The organism is Tateyamaria sp. LSS28, from assembly GCF_059611725.1.
Genome location: NZ_JCAPFI010000002.1, coordinates 300,196 through 316,800, shown reverse-complemented (window position 1 = coordinate 316,800; position 16,605 = coordinate 300,196). Strand labels below are relative to the sequence as shown.

The 16,605-nt window shown below is 55.2% G+C and carries 16 protein-coding genes; 15 read left to right on the top strand and 1 reads right to left on the bottom strand.

What is annotated here, in order from left to right:
- Window positions 1-23 precede the first annotated feature (23 nt).
- The gene (locus AC53L6_RS06205) at window positions 24-446 is read right to left on the bottom strand and encodes a hypothetical protein (RefSeq protein ID WP_496907196.1); all 423 of its coding nucleotides are present in this window, start codon (window positions 444-446) and stop codon (window positions 24-26) included.
- A gap of 112 nt (window positions 447-558) precedes the next feature.
- Between AC53L6_RS06205 and AC53L6_RS06200 the strand changes: the two genes are divergently transcribed.
- The 15 genes from AC53L6_RS06200 to AC53L6_RS06130 all read left to right on the top strand — a co-directional run bounded on the left by AC53L6_RS06200 (window position 559) and on the right by AC53L6_RS06130 (window position 16,174).
- Window positions 559-1,311 (top strand): helix-turn-helix domain-containing protein, encoded by a 753-nt coding sequence (locus AC53L6_RS06200; protein ID WP_496907195.1) that lies wholly within the window; start codon window positions 559-561, stop codon window positions 1,309-1,311.
- A gap of 270 nt (window positions 1,312-1,581) precedes the next feature.
- Window positions 1,582-2,640: a S1 family peptidase gene (locus tag AC53L6_RS06195; protein ID WP_496907194.1), complete on the top strand. Its 1,059-nt coding sequence runs from the start codon at window positions 1,582-1,584 to the stop codon at window positions 2,638-2,640.
- Window positions 2,641-3,433: 793 nt separating this feature from the next.
- Entirely contained in the window at window positions 3,434-4,504 is a 1,071-nt protein-coding gene (locus AC53L6_RS06190; RefSeq protein ID WP_496907193.1) for a hypothetical protein, read from the top strand.
- A 102-nt stretch (window positions 4,505-4,606) separates the two neighbouring features.
- Window positions 4,607-5,116: a DUF6985 domain-containing protein gene (locus AC53L6_RS06185; protein WP_496907192.1), complete on the top strand. Its 510-nt coding sequence runs from the start codon at window positions 4,607-4,609 to the stop codon at window positions 5,114-5,116.
- The gene (locus tag AC53L6_RS06180; RefSeq protein ID WP_496907191.1) at window positions 5,117-5,887 is read left to right on the top strand and encodes a DUF6683 family protein; all 771 of its coding nucleotides are present in this window, start codon (window positions 5,117-5,119) and stop codon (window positions 5,885-5,887) included.
- A 33-nt stretch (window positions 5,888-5,920) separates the two neighbouring features.
- Window positions 5,921-6,370, top strand: coding sequence for a YrhA family protein (locus AC53L6_RS06175; RefSeq protein ID WP_496907190.1), 450 nt, complete (start codon window positions 5,921-5,923; stop codon window positions 6,368-6,370).
- 635 nt (window positions 6,371-7,005) lie between these two features.
- Entirely contained in the window at window positions 7,006-7,950 is a 945-nt protein-coding gene (locus AC53L6_RS06170; protein ID WP_496907189.1) for a Bug family tripartite tricarboxylate transporter substrate binding protein, read from the top strand.
- A 74-nt stretch (window positions 7,951-8,024) separates the two neighbouring features.
- Complete coding sequence (locus tag AC53L6_RS06165; RefSeq protein ID WP_496907188.1) at window positions 8,025-8,465, top strand: tripartite tricarboxylate transporter TctB family protein; 441 nt, start codon at window positions 8,025-8,027, stop codon at window positions 8,463-8,465.
- A gap of 4 nt (window positions 8,466-8,469) precedes the next feature.
- Entirely contained in the window at window positions 8,470-9,966 is a 1,497-nt protein-coding gene (locus tag AC53L6_RS06160) for a tripartite tricarboxylate transporter permease (RefSeq protein WP_496907187.1), read from the top strand.
- Window positions 9,967-9,968: 2 nt separating this feature from the next.
- On the top strand, window positions 9,969-11,144 hold the full coding sequence (locus AC53L6_RS06155; protein WP_496907186.1) for an L-rhamnonate dehydratase: 1,176 nt from the start codon (window positions 9,969-9,971) through the stop codon (window positions 11,142-11,144).
- Window positions 11,141-12,052 (top strand): dihydrodipicolinate synthase family protein, encoded by a 912-nt coding sequence (locus AC53L6_RS06150; protein ID WP_496907185.1) that lies wholly within the window; start codon window positions 11,141-11,143, stop codon window positions 12,050-12,052. The genes AC53L6_RS06155 and AC53L6_RS06150 overlap by 4 nt, the downstream gene beginning before the upstream one ends.
- Before the next feature lies 1 nt (window position 12,053).
- Complete coding sequence (locus tag AC53L6_RS06145) at window positions 12,054-12,767, top strand: GntR family transcriptional regulator (protein WP_496907184.1); 714 nt, start codon at window positions 12,054-12,056, stop codon at window positions 12,765-12,767.
- Entirely contained in the window at window positions 12,767-13,771 is a 1,005-nt protein-coding gene (locus tag AC53L6_RS06140; RefSeq protein WP_496907183.1) for a 4-hydroxythreonine-4-phosphate dehydrogenase PdxA, read from the top strand. The genes AC53L6_RS06145 and AC53L6_RS06140 overlap by 1 nt, the downstream gene beginning before the upstream one ends.
- Complete coding sequence (locus AC53L6_RS06135) at window positions 13,768-14,637, top strand: NAD(P)-dependent oxidoreductase (RefSeq protein WP_496907182.1); 870 nt, start codon at window positions 13,768-13,770, stop codon at window positions 14,635-14,637. Before AC53L6_RS06140 ends, AC53L6_RS06135 begins: the two co-directional genes overlap by 4 nt.
- Window positions 14,638-14,668: 31 nt before the next feature.
- The gene (locus tag AC53L6_RS06130) at window positions 14,669-16,174 is read left to right on the top strand and encodes an aldehyde dehydrogenase (NADP(+)) (RefSeq protein WP_496907181.1); all 1,506 of its coding nucleotides are present in this window, start codon (window positions 14,669-14,671) and stop codon (window positions 16,172-16,174) included.
- Window positions 16,175-16,605 lie beyond the last annotated feature (431 nt).

Genomic DNA, 16,605 nt, shown 5'->3' with positions numbered 1-16,605 from the left:
CTTTTTCTCCTTTTTGGGTATTTCTAATCGGTTGCCGGTCGCCACATCGGGCCAATGACAAGCAAGAGAACACCGATATTCCAAAGCGCGTTTGGCCAGTTTCCTGATGTGATTGATCCCGCACTGTCCAGCACAAACCACGAAAGCGTACTGACCACCAAGGTACGTCGCACGCCTTCGGGTGCTTCATCGTAAACCCAGATCGAAAGGCACCAGACCATGACGCCCCAGCCCAATAGAAAACCACCAGTGAGTGCCGACAAAAACCAGATCTCTTCAGATTGGTAGGACGGGAAGCCGTCAAGCGGCCATGACAGAAGATCCAGCCCCCAACGCGCGGGTTCGTTCAGCGCAGGCATTGTTCCTAAAAACAGGAACGGCCCGAAGCCCGCGATGACGAGCGCCGAAATCTTGAGCCAGAATTTGTGAAAGGCCTTGGTTGCCATGATCGTCGCCCTGTTTCCGTTCCTTTGCGGAAAGTCCTACGATCTCGCGTTGCATCGAAGCAATTACCTCAGAGGTAAGTGAAATCAACAAAGGCCTGTGTTAAAAAACGGAATGACAGAATTCACAGAGACGTTGAAAGTTTGGCGCAAGATACGCCGCTACAGCCAGCTTGACCTTGCCGCCGAGGCCGACATTTCCGGGAGGCATCTGTCATTTCTCGAGACCGGGCGGGCGCGGCCAAGTCGCGGGATGGTGCTACGGCTCAGCGAAGCGCTGCAAATGCCGCTTGATGCAAGCAACCAGTTTCTGACCCAAGCCGGATTTGCGGCCAAATACGGAGATCATGAATGGTCGGATGACCAGATGGCGCCAATTCGCTCGGCCGTTGAGCGAACACTGTCCAATCACATGCCCTACCCAGGGCTGGCCTTGGATCGTATGTGGCGCATCGTACAGGCCAACAAGACGGCCACAGGTCTCTTTGGCCAATTTGGCATTGGTGTTGGAGATAGTTTGATTGACCTTTTGGTGTCCGACATTCTGCCTGAAATAGTGGAAAACTGGCCAGTTGTGGCGCAGGCTGCTGCTGCACGACTGCGCGTGGAAAGCCTAGCTCAAGGCGGCGTTCCGGAATTCGACAGGGCGTCGGCACATCTCGCGCAGTTTGGCACACAGTCTGTGCGTGCCAAAAGCCCGGTAATCCCGACCATCGTCAACATCGCAGGTCAGCGGCTCTCAATGTTTGCGACCATCGCTCAGATCGGTACGCCAGAGGACGTCATGCTCGATGACTTCAAGATCGAGCTATATTTTCCAATGGACGACGAAACAGGAACAGTTTTTGAAGCAATGAGCGTTGGTTAGACCAAGAGCGGCCATTCGTACAGAGCGCAGCATCGGTCAAGTTGGGCTCACTGCTGACCTTTGCCGCGCTTGGCTTCCAGGTCACCCCGCAGCCCGAAGCGGACGTTACCAACAAAAGCTGCTTCGCTGGTTGAAAGTGTCATCGCTTCCGAACGTAGCAGTTGTCATATTCTCCAAAAGTACCATACGTCTGGTTTCAGCAACCAACCGCGAAGCATCCGGAGAGTCAGTCTGAGTTCCATCTTCTTCACATCGAGCCCACCGAAAGACTTGAGTGACCTTGTCTACCCTTTGATTACGTTCATTGGCGAAAATACGGGGCCACCAAAGACCGAAGAGCACCGCGCGCGACGTCAATCCTTGTTTGAAGAGTGGCGAGGACTTGGACGACAAGAACACACCTTTTTTGTCGAGGCGGGGCTGTTCAATCCGGAAATCCTAGACGCTTACATGAGATCTTATGCCGCGAGGAAGAACTGCGTAGTGCCCCTGGGATTTCCTGATCATGTACTTCAAAGGCTTCAATATTTTGGCTTGGCTGAACCAATTAGGCTCCCCGGATTCAGTGTTCCGTTGTTTCAATTTCTGACAAAGAACCTTGGCGTGACCGTCCCAACTGCCAACCTCCATGACATGATTTTTGGCTTGCCGCATGCCGTCGAAACTGTTGCGAAACAGACGTTTCGAATATCAGTTGAAAGCGCTGATGGCGCTGGAGCGGGTACTGCCTTTCTCACGAGCAAAGCCCATGAAAATCATACATTTCTGTTTTTGGCGACAAACAAGCATGTTGTTGACCCCAGAAAATACAGGATAACGGAAATAACCGGACGCCACGGCAAACAACTGGCTGCAAACGACGTTAAAGCAATTCACTGTAGCGACGTTCACGACTTGGCTGTTCTAACCTTGGGAATCTATGACAGCGACAAATTGTTTGGCCTTGCAATAGCAGACCGAGATGTTGGATTTTTGGAAAAGATCATCACGGTTGGATATCCGGATGTTGCGCATACAATTGATCGAGATCTCTTGGTTCACTCAGGCGAAGTGAACGGCTACGTCAAGCACTACGACGGTCAGAGATCCATGATAATCTCAGCCGATGTTGCGCCCGGCAATAGTGGGTGCCCCGTTACAAATGAACTAGGCGTAGTGGTTGGGGTGGTGACCCAGGACCTTGAGAGGTTTCGGGCGTCCGAAGGTGCAACCTCAACAGGTCAACAGAATTCCATCATCTACTCGAGCACTCACCATTCAGCCGTTCCTGCGGAATACATTACTAAGCTGATTGATGAAACATTGGCGGCTCTTTTGTCGAACACATGAGGACCATAGATGGCTAAATCGTGTTCGCAGCAGCTATCCGAACAAACTTTGCAAAGTCCGCTTTTTGCGCTTCGAACCTGCGGCTATGACGGATCCCGTTCCGCCTCAAGCTTGGCGATCAGCGCACGTTCTACGCGGGCCTTATCGCTGTCTCCGGACTGCTCATACTGCTCAAGGTTCGGCGATAGACTACCAACTTTTCCTCGATTGAAAGAGCCATCAGCTCTGACCCTCCTTTAAACGAAGTCCTGCCAATCTTTATCCTCGCCTATTTGCAGCTTGTGATACATGGCCGCTGTCGCTCTTTGTTTTCAGTCTGCGCAGCAACATTTTTCAAGTGCAATGCCAAAGCAGACTGCGTTCCGAGTGCCAATGTTGCCATCCGACAATTTTTTAGACAGTATCCGCGAGTTTGATAATCTAGGTTATGTTAAATAAGTCAGTATTGCTGACATTGTTTGATCGTTTTCATACTCGATGTTTCGAGAACTCTACGCAATTGATAGCGCGCTTTCGCTGCATCCCCAACGGACAACTCAGACGCGGACAATGCACCAATTCACCGCGACCGCACGAATGTCCGCAAAGCCACCGCTTCGTGGCATCCGGCAAGCCAATTAGTGAAGAAACATACGGACGAGTTGGGAGGAAACCTTCCGCCGAACCTAGACAATCAAGAAAAGATGGCTTGTCAGGACTCACCCAGGCGCGGCTAATGAGGGCATCGTAGGCTTTCTGGAGATAATGCGTGTCTAGCCGGAAGTACCGCTTTGCAGCTCTGTTAGTCTCCGTAATGGGTTTGGCTAGCATTCTGGTCGCCACGGATAGTCCACTCGCCGGCCGGATTCTGACACGGATCGAAGCGCACCGTCTGATGGATCGCTTTGACGAGACTGCTCTTGAGCTTCACTCCATTGAGGGACGTGGCGAAGAAACTCGGGTCATCTTTTCGCGTGCCGGTGACCCAGTTCAGCTGGAACCTATTTTTGTTAGTGGATGTAACAAACTCCAGTGTGTACAAGATCTCGCGGCTGCACTCTGGTCACGAGATGTGCAATACGAAATCGCTGATTACCTTTTCAGCAGTTTCGACAAATGCGACCTGCCGCCGATTGCCATCCCCGAGATCATTTTGCCTTGGCCCAAAGCGCAATCCTATGATCAACGCCCGGTTGGCAGGATCTTCAACCTCCGAGCAGAAATATTTCTAGACACGGCGGACATTAGCGATGACGTTTCACGGTTTCAGAAGACCGCAGAAGCGTGCATCAGATCCCTTATGCAGGAGCCGACAGAAAACCCGGGTTGGGCGCTTGTCACGGACAATGTGGGATTTGAGATAATATCCGTGCCCTTGTTTAGCGGACTGAAGCGGCCTGCGGTTCGACCAGTATTGGAGCATGGGCCTTACATACTCAAAAGAGATGGCGGTTCCGCGATCAAACATTACGGCAGAACAGTTCATTACCGCCTCGTTATTGAAGGAGAACAAACGATCAAATCTCTCCTGACGGTAGCGGAACATCCTGCCATTGCGGAAAACGACATACGCATGGCGTTGAAACAACCTCTTACCGCCTGGCTGAGAGAGGTCGAACCAAATCGCAAAACCGGCGATCTCTCATTTAAGGCCAGCGATGTGCAAGACGTTCCAGGGTCAGACGTGATGGGCCGCATGTTCATTGAAATTACCGATCCTGCAACATCTGAGAAGGCGGTTGTGGCCGCGAGCATTGATCTTGAGGCAGTGGAACAAGAGGCTTGGCAACCCTCCGGTTTTGATTTTGTTGCGGAGTTTGGCCGAGAGACTGTTATGGATACACCGCCCACGCACTACGATCTCGAAGAGCTGCCCAACGAGTAGTTGAATCAGTGACGACCCCGGTCTCGGCGAAGTTACGCCGTTGTGTCGCGCCATCAACCAACCGTTCTTGACCATCCAACCGTGCCGCGAGTGAATGCTTTCATGCAAGCTACGATCAGTCTGCCCCTGTTTGACGGTGCATCGGTTACGCTTTTGAGTGATTTGACAGCGATGCCATCCGCTGCCGGAGACGCGTTGCACAATCTGGAGCAACTGACACCGGCTGACCGGTTATCAATCACACAGCATGTCTACGCCTACTACCTGGACATGCTCAGCCATGCCGACACGCGTTGGGTCGATGAGGCAATGCCGCGCCCCGATCAACCCTATGACATCTGGCAACACGTTCGACCACTGTCGATAACGATCAAATCCCGACCTGCGAAGCCAGGCGTTGCTGCGAAGGCTGATCCGCTGTTCTACGTGATTTTGGAAGCGAATTGTGATTGGGAAGATGAGCACGGACTGTTGCTGTCCTGGAAGGACGGCCGAGAGCTGGTGAAAGTCAGCGACTACGATGACAAACCCGTACATGCCGACACTGTGACTTCCGAGGTCATCTATCACTCCACTTACGATGACAGCTTCAGCACATACCGCACGGCCTAGATGATCACCGTGCTCCTAAAAAGCTGGAATTTTGGACTTTCAAACAAGGAATTCTGGAAGATGAGACGTTTTTTAACCTACCTGTTTGCCTTGACGCTTATCACAAGTCTTTTGCCGCATGTCGCGGGCGCTCAGGGCTTAACCATGCAGATTGCCCCAGACTTCGCTATGTCCAATCTGAACAGAGAGCTTTTGGACAGGCGTAACAAAAACCAAAATCCCAATGTTCAGGCACCAGCACTAGCCGATGACTCCGTCCTGAGATTTGACGTCGATCGGGCCCGCCGTGCTGAAAACCTTCGCGGTTTTGTTGATCGGATGAATGAAACCGATCCGGAAGGGGCAGCGCGGCTTGGCACGATTTTGGCTTCCGCAGATGTGATGGGCATGATCTCGAACGCCATGACATCAGTGGGTCTTGAGGCCAACAATGTTGCGGACGCCTATGCGGTTTGGTGGATCAGCGCCTATCAAGCCAGCCAGGGTGTGACAAACACGCCTTCCCGTCAGAGCTATCAGGCTGTTCGCCGGCAATCTGCAAACATATTGTTGTCTGCGCCTTCGTTGGTGAACGCAACGCAGGCAGAGAAACAGCAATTCGCGGAAGCGTATCTGATCCAAGCTGCATTGATCGACTCTGCTATTGGGGAGCTGCAGTCAAATCCCGGTCATTTGAACGCCCTGAAAGCTGCCGTAGCTGAAGGCGCAATGGCATCTGGATTGGACCTTGAACAGATGGAGCTGACGACGGAGGGGTTTAGGTTGCGCTAGACACCAGCGTGCCGACCCTCGTCCTGGAAAGCGATGAAAGACCTTTTGAGAAGAATTGCTGATGAACAGGCGGCCGCCTCAGACGTCCTTCAAGGCGCTGCCGAGCCGCAGCGTATCGAGACCTTGAAATTGGAAGCTGAATCCCGACTGGCAGCAAAGCTCCCAGATGATTTCCAAACCTACCTGTCTCTTTCGAACGGCACGGACTTCAATGGGTTGGTACTATATGGGTGTAACCAGTCTCCCGATGCACCGGGTCCGGGCGGCTTCTGGCAGGGCCTGATCGCGGCCAATCTGGCATGGCGTGAAGGTGGGGACCATCGAGATTGCGTTATTCTGGGAGAAACCGGAATGGATCTTTTGACAGCAGATTTGGACGGGGAGAAACCCGCCAGTCTCGATCGAATATCAGGCGACATAGTAGAGGAGTTTCCATCCGTCGCGGCGATGATCGAGGCCTATCTCTTGTCTCACTATGAGTAGCAATCGCAAGTCTTTTTTGCTGTCCCTGATTGTCCGCTCTGAGGGCGGATTTACCAAATCGGTAGAAGATCACAGAGCAGTTAAAAAGAGATCTGATAGCTTGCCGGCGATCTAAGCTGACGAAACAGCAGAACTGACATCAAATCCGACGTTCGTACACAGCGCAGAATTATGCACTTTGGGCTCGCTGCAGGCCTCCGCCGCGTCGGGCCCGAAGGGCACCCCCAGCCCAAACCGGACATTCACCCTGAGCCCTTTGGTGACCGCTGCGCGGACAAACCGGACTTGTGCAGTTGCGGCTGTTGCTAACGCAGCATTTACTCGCATTTGCAACATCATTGATGCTGAGGTGCAGGCTATGTCGTCAGACCGGCCATTTGTGGCAAGGGCAAATCCCTGCTCAAGAACCAGGCTTTCACCGCAACCGGTACCTGAAGCTGGGATGTAGCAAGAACCGCTTTAGAAAGTTCTGGATTAGCTAACCTAAAAGGTAGGGAGGCTTCAAGAATGTTTGATTTACGGTCCGGGGATCACGTTGCAAACAGCAGTTAAGGTATTTTGGTATTCCAAAATATCAACTTTGATGTTAGTTGATTCTTGAGCGCGGCATGAGCGCTAAGCACTGGGAGGAAACTATGAAGAAATTTTTCGCTTTGGCGGCAGCTGTCGCAATTGTTGGTGGCGAAGTCGCTGCACAGGAATACCCATCCAAAACGATCGAAGTTATCACCCACGCCGGGAACGGTGGTGGAACTGATGTGACCACACGGATGATGATGATCAGGGCCCGCCGCGAACTTGGCACCGATATGGTTGTCGTAAACAAGCGCGGCGGCGGCGGGGCCTCTGCGATGGACTACTATTTAACGCAAGATGCAGACGGGCACAGCATTTTGACATTCACCATTGGGCACTCAGCTACCGTGGCTCTGGGCAAGACCGATATGGAACTGGAGGATGTGCGCCCGATTGCACGTGGAACCGATGACCCGCAAATCCTAATGACGCGCTGCGGTGTATACGACTCGGCGGAAGCGTTCGTCGCGGCCCAGAAAGACGATCCTCTGACCTATGGCACGACCCACCTTGGCGGCATCGATGATGTGTCGGCATTCATGTTTGCCCGTCGCGGCGAGCTGGCGACACCAAAAATCGTGCCTTTTGAGGGTGGCGGCGAATTGGCCACGCAACTGGTTGCTAGCGCGGTTGATGTAGCTGTTCTGAATCTTGCTGAAGCTGGCTCACAGATCGAGGCGGGCGACATTTGCCCGATCGTCGTGCTGGCACCGACACGCATGAGTGGCCTGCCGGACGTATCCACAGCGCAAGAACTCGGCATCGATGCCAATTTCTCCACTGTTCGCGGCTTTGTCGTGCATGCGGATACGCCCGATGATGTCGCAGCCAAGATCGAAGAATCGTTACTGAATGCGATGAATCACACGGTTTATCAGGGTTTCCTGACGTCGGTTGGCCTCGATTCAACCTCTGTTGCCGGATCCGACGTCTGGGGTGGTCAGTTGACGTCCATGCAGGCTGATATGGATGCGGCCCTGCGCGAACTTGGCTTCATCGAGTAATTTCTCCCGCCTGGCCGGCCCGCTGAACCATTTTGTCGGGCCGGCCATTTTGCTCTCATCAAGGAACCATCGCAATGACGCGTTATGCTGTCCCGTGCGGTACGATTGTGTTTTGCCTCATCGCCTATTGGCTGAGCACGCAATTTGACCGTGTTCCGCCAATCTTGCTGCGTGGCATGCAGCCTGAAGATTTCCCGCAGATGATCTTGCTGTTGATCGTGGCTTTGTCAGTCCTTGTGATGGTGTTTGACAAGCCGGTTGAGCATGACGCCGTCGGGATCAACGTCTGGACCAGCCTTGGCTTGTTCGTCGTCTTCGTACTGCTGGCGCAAATCGACCTCTTCCTTGGGCTGGGCGTGTTTGCTGCGGCCCTCGCCCGGAGCTGGGGAGAGCGTCGCTATTGGGGCCTGGGACTTGTCGGATTTGTTAGCCCTGCCTTGATCTTTTTCCTTTTTGACTTGGTGTTCCGCATCCGCTTTCCACGTGGCCTACTCACCAACCTTTGGTACGGATAAGACGATGGAAGCTTTTCTTGGCGGATTGCTAGTACTTCTGGAACCCGGCCTACTTGTGCTATTGTTTGCCGCGACGCTCGGCGGGGTTATCATCGGCGCTCTGCCGGGTCTGAACGCAACGACCGGGGCTGCGCTTTTGCTGCCCTTTACCATTACAATGGACCCAATACCCGCTATTGCGATCCTAACCACAATCTATTGTGCCGCCACTTTTGCAGGGGCGATCACAGCGATCCTAATCAATACGCCCGGCACATCGGCCAGTGCTACGACCTGTCTTGACGGGTATCCTCTGGCGCAACGTGGCGAGGCAGGACGTGCTTTGGGAATGGCGACGGTTTCGTCAACGATTGGTGGGATCATCTCTGTTGTCTGCCTGATGATGGCCGCCCCCCTTCTGGCACGCATGGCCTATAACTTTGCCCCGCCTGAATACTTCGCCCTGACCGTCTTTGGCATCTCGATGCTGGCCACAATTGGGGACGGCACGCCAATGAAGAACATCATTGCCGGATCGCTTGGCATCTTGTTGGCAACAGTGGGCAAGGATCTTTTGACGACGGTTGAACGCTTTACATTCGGGTTCAACGAGCTTTCTGAAGGCATCGGCTTTGTGCCTGTAATGATCGGGATTTTCGGAATTTCAGAGCTTCTCGTTCAAGCAGATCGGCTTAATGTCGAGCGCAAACAGGTCTTCATGAAAGCGATCAAGCTCCCAACAATGCAAGACTATCGCAAAGTCTGGAAGACAATCCTGCGCAGTTCCGGGATTGGCACTTTCATCGGTATTCTGCCGGCCGAGGGCGCAACCGTCGCTTCGATGATCGGCTACAACGAGGCGCGGCGCTGGTCGGACACGCCCGAGGAATTTGGCAAAGGCGCGATCGAAGGCATTGCCGGATCAGAGGCGGCAAACAACTCTGCCACGGGGGGCGCGATGGTGCCGACACTGGCGCTTGGCATCCCGGGCAGCCCGACGGCGGCCGTGATCCTTGCTGGCCTGATGGTGCATGGCTTGCAGCCCGGACCGACTATGTTCACGGAACAGGCCGAATTCGCCTATGCAATTTTCTGGGCGATGCTTCTGGTGAATGTGACCTTCATCTTTGTGGGGCTGTTTGGCGCTAAACTGTTCGCACAGGTCACCTTTGTCCCGGTGCAAATCCTTTGGCCCATCGTATTTACATTCTCGATTGTTGGGGCCTATGCCCTCGATCAGTCGATGCTGGATGTGTATATCGCGCTGGCGTCGGGCGTGATCGGTTATTTCATGCGCCGCTTCGGTTATTCGGTCGTGCCGCTGGCCATTGGTTTGATCCTCGGGGGGATGCTGGAAAAGCGCCTTGGTCAGTCGCTGATCATGCTTGACGACCAATGGTGGCTGATGTTCGCCCGCCCGCTCAGCCTGCTGTTTTTTGTCCTCACCATCCTTGCGTTGTTCGGTCCTTATGTCTGGCGCCTTTTCAAGCAGCGCGACCCGATGGCTTCTACCGGAGAGTAACTATGACGAAAATCAAATCTGTCCGCACGCGTGTCTGGAACTGGAAAGGTCCAACCGTGCCACCTCACGGGAATTTCTGCACCAATGCGTCTGATGCCTTGTGGATCAAAGGCGATGCGATGGCGTCATTCCGGTTTCATCAGTGGTTGACCTGCGAAGTGGAAACCGAAGACGGCACAATCGGCATCGGCAATGCAGCCCTTGCGCCCACGGTGGTCAAACAAGCAATCGACGATTGGTATGCGCCGCTAGTGATCGGCGAAGACCCTTTCGATTACGCCTATATCTGGGAAAAGATGTACCGCCGCACCCATGCCTGGGGCCGCAAGGGTATCGGCATGACTGCCATATCGGCCATCGACATCGCAATCTGGGATCTGATGGGCAAACTGGTGAACAAACCGGTGTTCAAACTGCTTGGCGGGCGCACCAAGGAGAAGATCCCAGTTTATTATTCCAAGTTATACGCCGACAGCATTGAGGCGATGCAGAAAGAAGCCGAAGAGGCCCAGAAAAACGGGTATCAGGCCTATAAATCGCGCTTTGGCTATGGACCGAAGGACGGCATGGCGGGCATGCGAGAGAACCTCAAGCGGGTCGAGGCCTTGCGCGAAGTGTTGGGCTATGATGTAGACCTGATGCTCGAATGCTACATGGGCTGGAACCTGGATTATGCCAAGCGGATGCTGCCCAAACTGGCCCCGTTCGAGCCGCGCTGGCTCGAAGAGCCAGTGATCGCCGACGATGTGGAAGGCTACGCCGAACTGAACGCCATGGGCATCGTGCCCATCTCTGGGGGTGAGCACGAATTCTCGGTCATTGGCTGCAACGATCTGATCCAGAAAAAGGCCGTCAGCATCCTGCAATACGACACCAACCGCGTGGGCGGCATAACCGCGGCGCAAAAGATCAACGCCATTGCCGAAGCCGCGCAGATTCCGGTCATTCCGCATGCCGGTCAGATGCACAACTACCACTTGACCATGGCCAACACGAATTGTCCGATCAGCGAATACTTCCCGGTTTTCGACGTCGAGGTCGGCAATGAGCTGTTCTATTACATCTTTGACGGCGATGCTGAAGCGGTCGACGGCTACTTGCAACTGGATGACGACACACCGGGCCTCGGAATCAGCATCACTGACGAACACCTGAAGCATTTCGAGATCAGCGAATGACCAAATATACTGGCATATGGCCCGTCGCGCCCACTCCCTTCAATGACAATGGAACTCTTGATCTTGAGGGGATGAAGCGCGTGCTTGATTGCCTGATCGATCAGGGCGCCGACGGCATCTGTATCCTTGCCAACTTCTCAGAGCAGTTTCTGATCTCGGACGTTGAGCGCGAAGAGCTAGCGCGGTTGAGTGTTGAACATGTGGCGGGGCGTGTTCCCTTAATCGTCACCATAAGCCATTACGCCACCCAAATCGCCGTTGAGCGGGCGAAGTTCGCCAAAGACCTTGGTGCGGATATCGTGATGATGATGCCGCCCTATCATGGGGCGCTTCTCAAAGGCACACCCGAGCAGAGCTTTGAACAATTCGCGGCCGTCGGCGAGGTAGGCATCCCGATTATGGTACAGGACGCGCCCCTTTCAGGTGTCGATCTGCCGGTGCCTTTGTTGGTGCGGATGGCGCGCGAGATCGAAGCGGTCAAGCTCTTCAAGATCGAATGCCCCCGCGCTGCCAATAAAATCAGGGCATTGATCGAGCAGGGCGGCGATGCCATCGAGGCTCCGTTTGACGGCGAAGAAGCCATCACGCTTCTGGCCGATCTGGATGCAGGGGCCACAGGCTCAATGACTAGCGGTATGATCGTCGATCAAATCAAGCCGGTGATCACCAAATACCACGCCGGTGACATATCCGGAGCGACGGAGGCATATGGTCGGGTGGCGATGGCGATCAACCACGAAAACCGGCAATGCGGATGGCAATCCTGCAAGGCCGCGATGGTCGAAGGGGGCGCAATAGCCTCGGAATTCTGCCGGCATCCAATCCCGCCCTTGCATCCCGCCATCCGGTCGCGCTTGATTGACCTTCTCAAACCACTCGATCCAATGGTGTTAAGCTGGGGGAAATAAGATGAGCAAAGCTGCCTGGACCAATGAACTGCGTGATTTCGCAGAACTGAAGCCGCGCAAGTCGCTTGCTACGGATGCAGCAGACAATTTGCGCGAGTTCATCATGTTGGGCAAGCTTGCACCGGGGATGCCAGTGCGGGAACGCGATCTGGCCGAAGCCTTTGGCATCAGCCGGACTCCTTTGAAAGAAGCACTTCGTATCCTCGAAGCCGAGGGCTTGATTGTCTACGGTGTCACCCGCCGCCCAAGTGTGGCGAACCCGTCACTGGACGAGATCAACGATTGGCTGCGGGTTCAGGGTGCGCTGGAATCTCTCGCAGGTGAAATGGCGTGCGAACGCGCCACTGACGCGCAACTTATTGAGATCGAGCGCATCAATGCTTCGATCAAGGAAGCCCGGAATTCAGAAGGAAAACTCGAAGCGTTTCGACGGGATATGGCCTTTCACGAGGCCATCGTCGCGGCCGCTGGCAACGCGGCCCTAGCTGAAACTCACGCCACGTACAATGCCCGTTTGTGGCGTGTGCGGTTCCTGTCCTCGCAACGCGAAGCTGGACGTGATGCGACGAAACAGGAACATCTTGAGATTGTCGAAGCCCTGAAAAATCGAGACGCAATCGCCGCGCGCCGAGCATTGAAAAAGCACCTTCGGACAGCCGAAACCAACATCGCCGCGGCAATGGAAGACCACCAGTCTAAAGAGGAGAACGGTTGATGCGCCCAAGACTTGCAATTGTGCCCGGTGACCCATCGGGTATCGGGCCGGAATTGATCGCCAAACTGCTTGCCGAAGATGGCGTATGTGACGCTGCCGATATCTTGTTGGTGGGAGACGCCCACATTTGGCAGCAGGGCGCGGATCAGGCGGGATGCGAGATTGAACTCAACACCATCGCAGAAGGAGACGTGCCCGGTTTCGAGGGTCTGGCCCATCTCGATATGGAAACCATCGATCCTAGTGCGGTAGAGGTCGCCAATGTCACGGTGGCAGGCGGCACTACATCGCTGCGCTGCCTGGACAAGGCTTTGGACCTTGCTGTGGAAGGCTATGTGGATGGCGTTCTGTTCGCGCCGTTCAACAAGGCTGCGCTAACCTCTGCCGGTTTGAATGCCGAGGATGAGCACCGCTACATGGCGCGCTATCTGAGTTTCACCGGGTATCACTCAGAAATCAACGTGCTGGACGATCTGATGACGACGCGCGTGACCAGCCACATCGGGTTAAAGGACGTGGCAAAAAACATTGACTGTCTCGGCATCCAACGCGCAATCGATCTGGCGCATGCCACGCTCGCCCGATCCGGTAAAACGCGACCACATGTGGCTGTTGCGGCGTTGAACCCGCATGCAGGCGACAATGGCAAATTCGGGCGCGAAGAGATTGACGTGATCGAGCCCGTCGTCAAGGCCTGCCAAGACAAGCAAATGAACGTCACGGGACCATGGCCTTCGGACACTGTGTTTCTGAAAGCCAAACGAGGCGAAGTGGATGCAGTGGTCACGATGTACCACGATCAGGGCCAGATCGCGATCAAACTCATGGGGTTCGAGCGTGGCGTGACCGTGGCAGGCGGTCTGCCGATTCCGATTGCCACGCCGGCCCATGGCACGGCTTTCGACATCGCCGGCAAGGGACTTGCCAACGTTGGTGCCACCCGTCAGGCCTTTGACCTGCTCGTGCGCATGGCCCGGACTGCCATGAAAGAGGCCGCTGCATGAGCATGCCCTCAATCGGCTTTATTGGCGCGGGAATGATGGGCGCAGGCATGGCTGATCGCCTGTTGTCCGCTGGCCATCGCGTTGGGGTTCTGTCCCATCAAAATCGCAAGCCGATCGAGATACTGGTGCAACGCGGAGCGGTTAAAGCTGTCGACGTCATCGCGTTGGTAAATGCCTATGACGTGCTTATCACCTGCTTGCCAAACGCGGACATCGTCGAGGATTTGGCGAGGGCAATTGTCCCCAAACTGCGCGACGGTCAATTCTGGATCGACACGACCACCTCGCGCCCTCAAACCAGCGAACGGATTGCTGCCGACGTTTCTGCACACGGTGCCATCTTTGCCGATGCCCCGGTTACGGGCGGTCCGCAACAAGCACAGGATGGAGCGCTTGCCTCGCTCGTGGGCTGTTCTGAGGAGCATTTTTCAGCCCTTGAGCGCATCATTGGCACCTATTCCAAAATCGTGCGCCGGTTGGGCGGGCCGGGTCGCGGTCATGCGGCGAAACTTCTGAACAACCTCGTTACCCAAGGGACGATGGTGCTGCTGGCGGATGCGTTTCACGCCGCTGACCGGTACGGTATTGATGCGCAGACGCTCTATGACATCATGCTGAGCGGTGCCGCGCGGTCGGGCACGCTTGAAAAGGCCGTTGGTCCTGCCCTTGGTGGCGATTTCGGTGGGTCACAGTTCTCCATTGCCAACGCATCCAAAGACATGGGGTATGCCCACGATCTGCTTTGCGACATTGCGACGAAGCACACAGACATCGCCGAAAGTCTGTCGGCCTGTCTGGCCGCGCATGTTGGCAATGGCCAAGGGGATGAATTCGTATCCGCCATGCTCGATCCGCAGTTTTGTTAACATCCGATACTCAAGAAATGGACCTTTATACATGACCTTCCAACCACACGGAAAACACCTGATTGCAGGAGACTGGGTTGCTGGCGAAAGCACCTTCACGTCAAGCCCGGCGGAAGGTCCTGCGCATAAATTCAGTGTCGGCACCCCTGAGAACGTCGATGCGGCATGCCAGGCCGCCGAAGAGGCTTTTTGGAGCTACGGCTACGCCAGCCGCGAAGACCGCGCGGCGTTTCTTAACCGGATCGCTGATGAAATCGAGGCGCGTGGGGATGCGATCACACAGATCGGTACGCAAGAGACTGGGCTGCCCGCTGCCCGGCTTCAGGGCGAGCGCGGCAGAACCACGGGCCAGCTGCGGCTTTTTGCCGATCACATCCTGAAGGGCGCGTACCTTGATGCGCGCCACGATCCGGCACTGCCAGACAGGCAGCCGCTACCGCGCCCAGATCTGAAGATGGTACAAAGGCCGATTGGACCAGTCGCCGTCTTTGGCGCATCAAACTTCCCGCTCGCCTTTTCAACGGCGGGCGGCGACACGGCCGCGGCCCTAGCGGCGGGCTGCCCTGTCGTCGTGAAGGGCCATTCGGCCCATCCTGGCACCGGCGAGATTGTCGCCGAAGCGATCCACGCAGCGATTGAGGCGACCGGATTGCACAGTGGCGTCTTCAGCCTGATCCAAGGTGGCAAGCGCGATGTTGGGACCTCTTTGGTCCAGCATCCGCTAGTCCGGGCTGTTGGTTTCACCGGCTCGCTTGGCGGTGGGCGCACATTATTTGATCTGTGTGCAGCCCGGCCCGAGCCCATCCCGTTCTTTGGCGAGCTGGGATCAGTCAACCCGATGTTTTTGTTGCCAAATGCGGTAACCGCACGCGGCGAAGATATCGGCACCGCTTGGGCGGGATCACTGACGATGGGTGCCGGCCAGTTCTGCACCAACCCAGGCATTGCCGTAGTCATTGACGGGCCAAACGCGGATGCCTTTGTAACACAAGCCAAAGCCGCTCTTGGCGAAACTGGACCGCAAACCATGCTGACGGACGGTATCGCTCAAGCTTACCGCGAGGGCCAAAAACGGATCGCCTTGTCCGATGGCGTACGCGAGGTTCTGACCAGCATGTGCGACCAGAGGCAGGCGACGCCGTATCTTTATGAAACCGACGGAACGACCTGGCTGTCTAACCACGCGCTTGGCGAAGAGGTCTTCGGTCCACTTGGCCTTGTTGTTCGGGTCGCGGATATGGATCAGATGTTCGAGGTCGCAAAAAGCCTTCAGGGACAGCTGACCTGCACGCTTCACATGGATGATCCAGATACCGCAGCAGCGCAACGGCTGATGCCCGTGCTGGAACGCAAAGCAGGCCGCCTACTGGTCAACGGGTTCCCGACTGGTGTTGAGGTCGCCAAAAGCATGGTGCATGGCGGGCCTTATCCGGCGTCAACCAACTTTGGCGCGACGTCGGTGGGAACGCTTTCGATCCGCCGTTTTCTGCGGCCTGTCTGTTACCAAAACATGCCGGACGTGCTTATGCCGAACTGATTTTACAAACGAAAATAATAATCTAACTGGGAGGAAAGACAATGCTGACGAAGCTCGAGACGCGGTTTTTCACCAGACCGCATGCAAGGTTTGCGACCTTTCAACCGACAGCTAGCGGTTCATTGGCATATTTTTCTTGAGCTAAAACTCAGGCGCAGTTTTAGTGACACGCCGCCGCCGTTTCGCAATGGTGCTAGGGCCCATCGTTTTGCCTCCTTAGGGCTTGTTCTGCTGACCATAGCGCAACTGTAGTAAATTCGCACTTTGTCCCGCGACTTAACCCTTGACCGAAACGGCCTCGCTGCGACTTGCCTAAACGGCCGGTTTTGCAGCTACGTTGTAGCAGTGGATTTTCTAAGTCTGTCACATTTTTCTCGCCACGTGCGCACGCGGCGAGAAAACCGAATTCACCGATTGGGCTCAAAGCCGAC

Excerpts from the sequence above, each read along its gene's own strand:
- AC53L6_RS06180 (WP_496907191.1), top strand. The coding sequence starts at position 5,117 with ATGATCACCGTGCTCCTAAAAAGCTGGAATTTTGGACTTTCAAACAAG.
- AC53L6_RS06155 (WP_496907186.1), top strand. The coding sequence starts at position 9,969 with ATGACGAAAATCAAATCTGTCCGCACGCGTGTCTGGAACTGGAAAGGT.
- AC53L6_RS06190 (WP_496907193.1), top strand. The coding sequence starts at position 3,434 with ATGGGTTTGGCTAGCATTCTGGTCGCCACGGATAGTCCACTCGCCGGC.
- AC53L6_RS06145 (WP_496907184.1), top strand. The coding sequence starts at position 12,054 with ATGAGCAAAGCTGCCTGGACCAATGAACTGCGTGATTTCGCAGAACTG.
- AC53L6_RS06170 (WP_496907189.1), top strand. The coding sequence starts at position 7,006 with ATGAAGAAATTTTTCGCTTTGGCGGCAGCTGTCGCAATTGTTGGTGGC.
- AC53L6_RS06185 (WP_496907192.1), top strand. The coding sequence starts at position 4,607 with ATGCAAGCTACGATCAGTCTGCCCCTGTTTGACGGTGCATCGGTTACG.
- AC53L6_RS06165 (WP_496907188.1), top strand. The coding sequence starts at position 8,025 with ATGACGCGTTATGCTGTCCCGTGCGGTACGATTGTGTTTTGCCTCATC.
- AC53L6_RS06150 (WP_496907185.1), top strand. The coding sequence starts at position 11,141 with ATGACCAAATATACTGGCATATGGCCCGTCGCGCCCACTCCCTTCAAT.
- AC53L6_RS06130 (WP_496907181.1), top strand. The coding sequence starts at position 14,669 with ATGACCTTCCAACCACACGGAAAACACCTGATTGCAGGAGACTGGGTT.
- AC53L6_RS06175 (WP_496907190.1), top strand. The coding sequence starts at position 5,921 with ATGAAAGACCTTTTGAGAAGAATTGCTGATGAACAGGCGGCCGCCTCA.
- AC53L6_RS06205 (WP_496907196.1), bottom strand. The coding sequence starts at position 446 with ATGGCAACCAAGGCCTTTCACAAATTCTGGCTCAAGATTTCGGCGCTC.
- AC53L6_RS06140 (WP_496907183.1), top strand. The coding sequence starts at position 12,767 with ATGCGCCCAAGACTTGCAATTGTGCCCGGTGACCCATCGGGTATCGGG.
- AC53L6_RS06135 (WP_496907182.1), top strand. The coding sequence starts at position 13,768 with ATGAGCATGCCCTCAATCGGCTTTATTGGCGCGGGAATGATGGGCGCA.
- AC53L6_RS06160 (WP_496907187.1), top strand. The coding sequence starts at position 8,470 with ATGGAAGCTTTTCTTGGCGGATTGCTAGTACTTCTGGAACCCGGCCTA.
- AC53L6_RS06200 (WP_496907195.1), top strand. The coding sequence starts at position 559 with ATGACAGAATTCACAGAGACGTTGAAAGTTTGGCGCAAGATACGCCGC.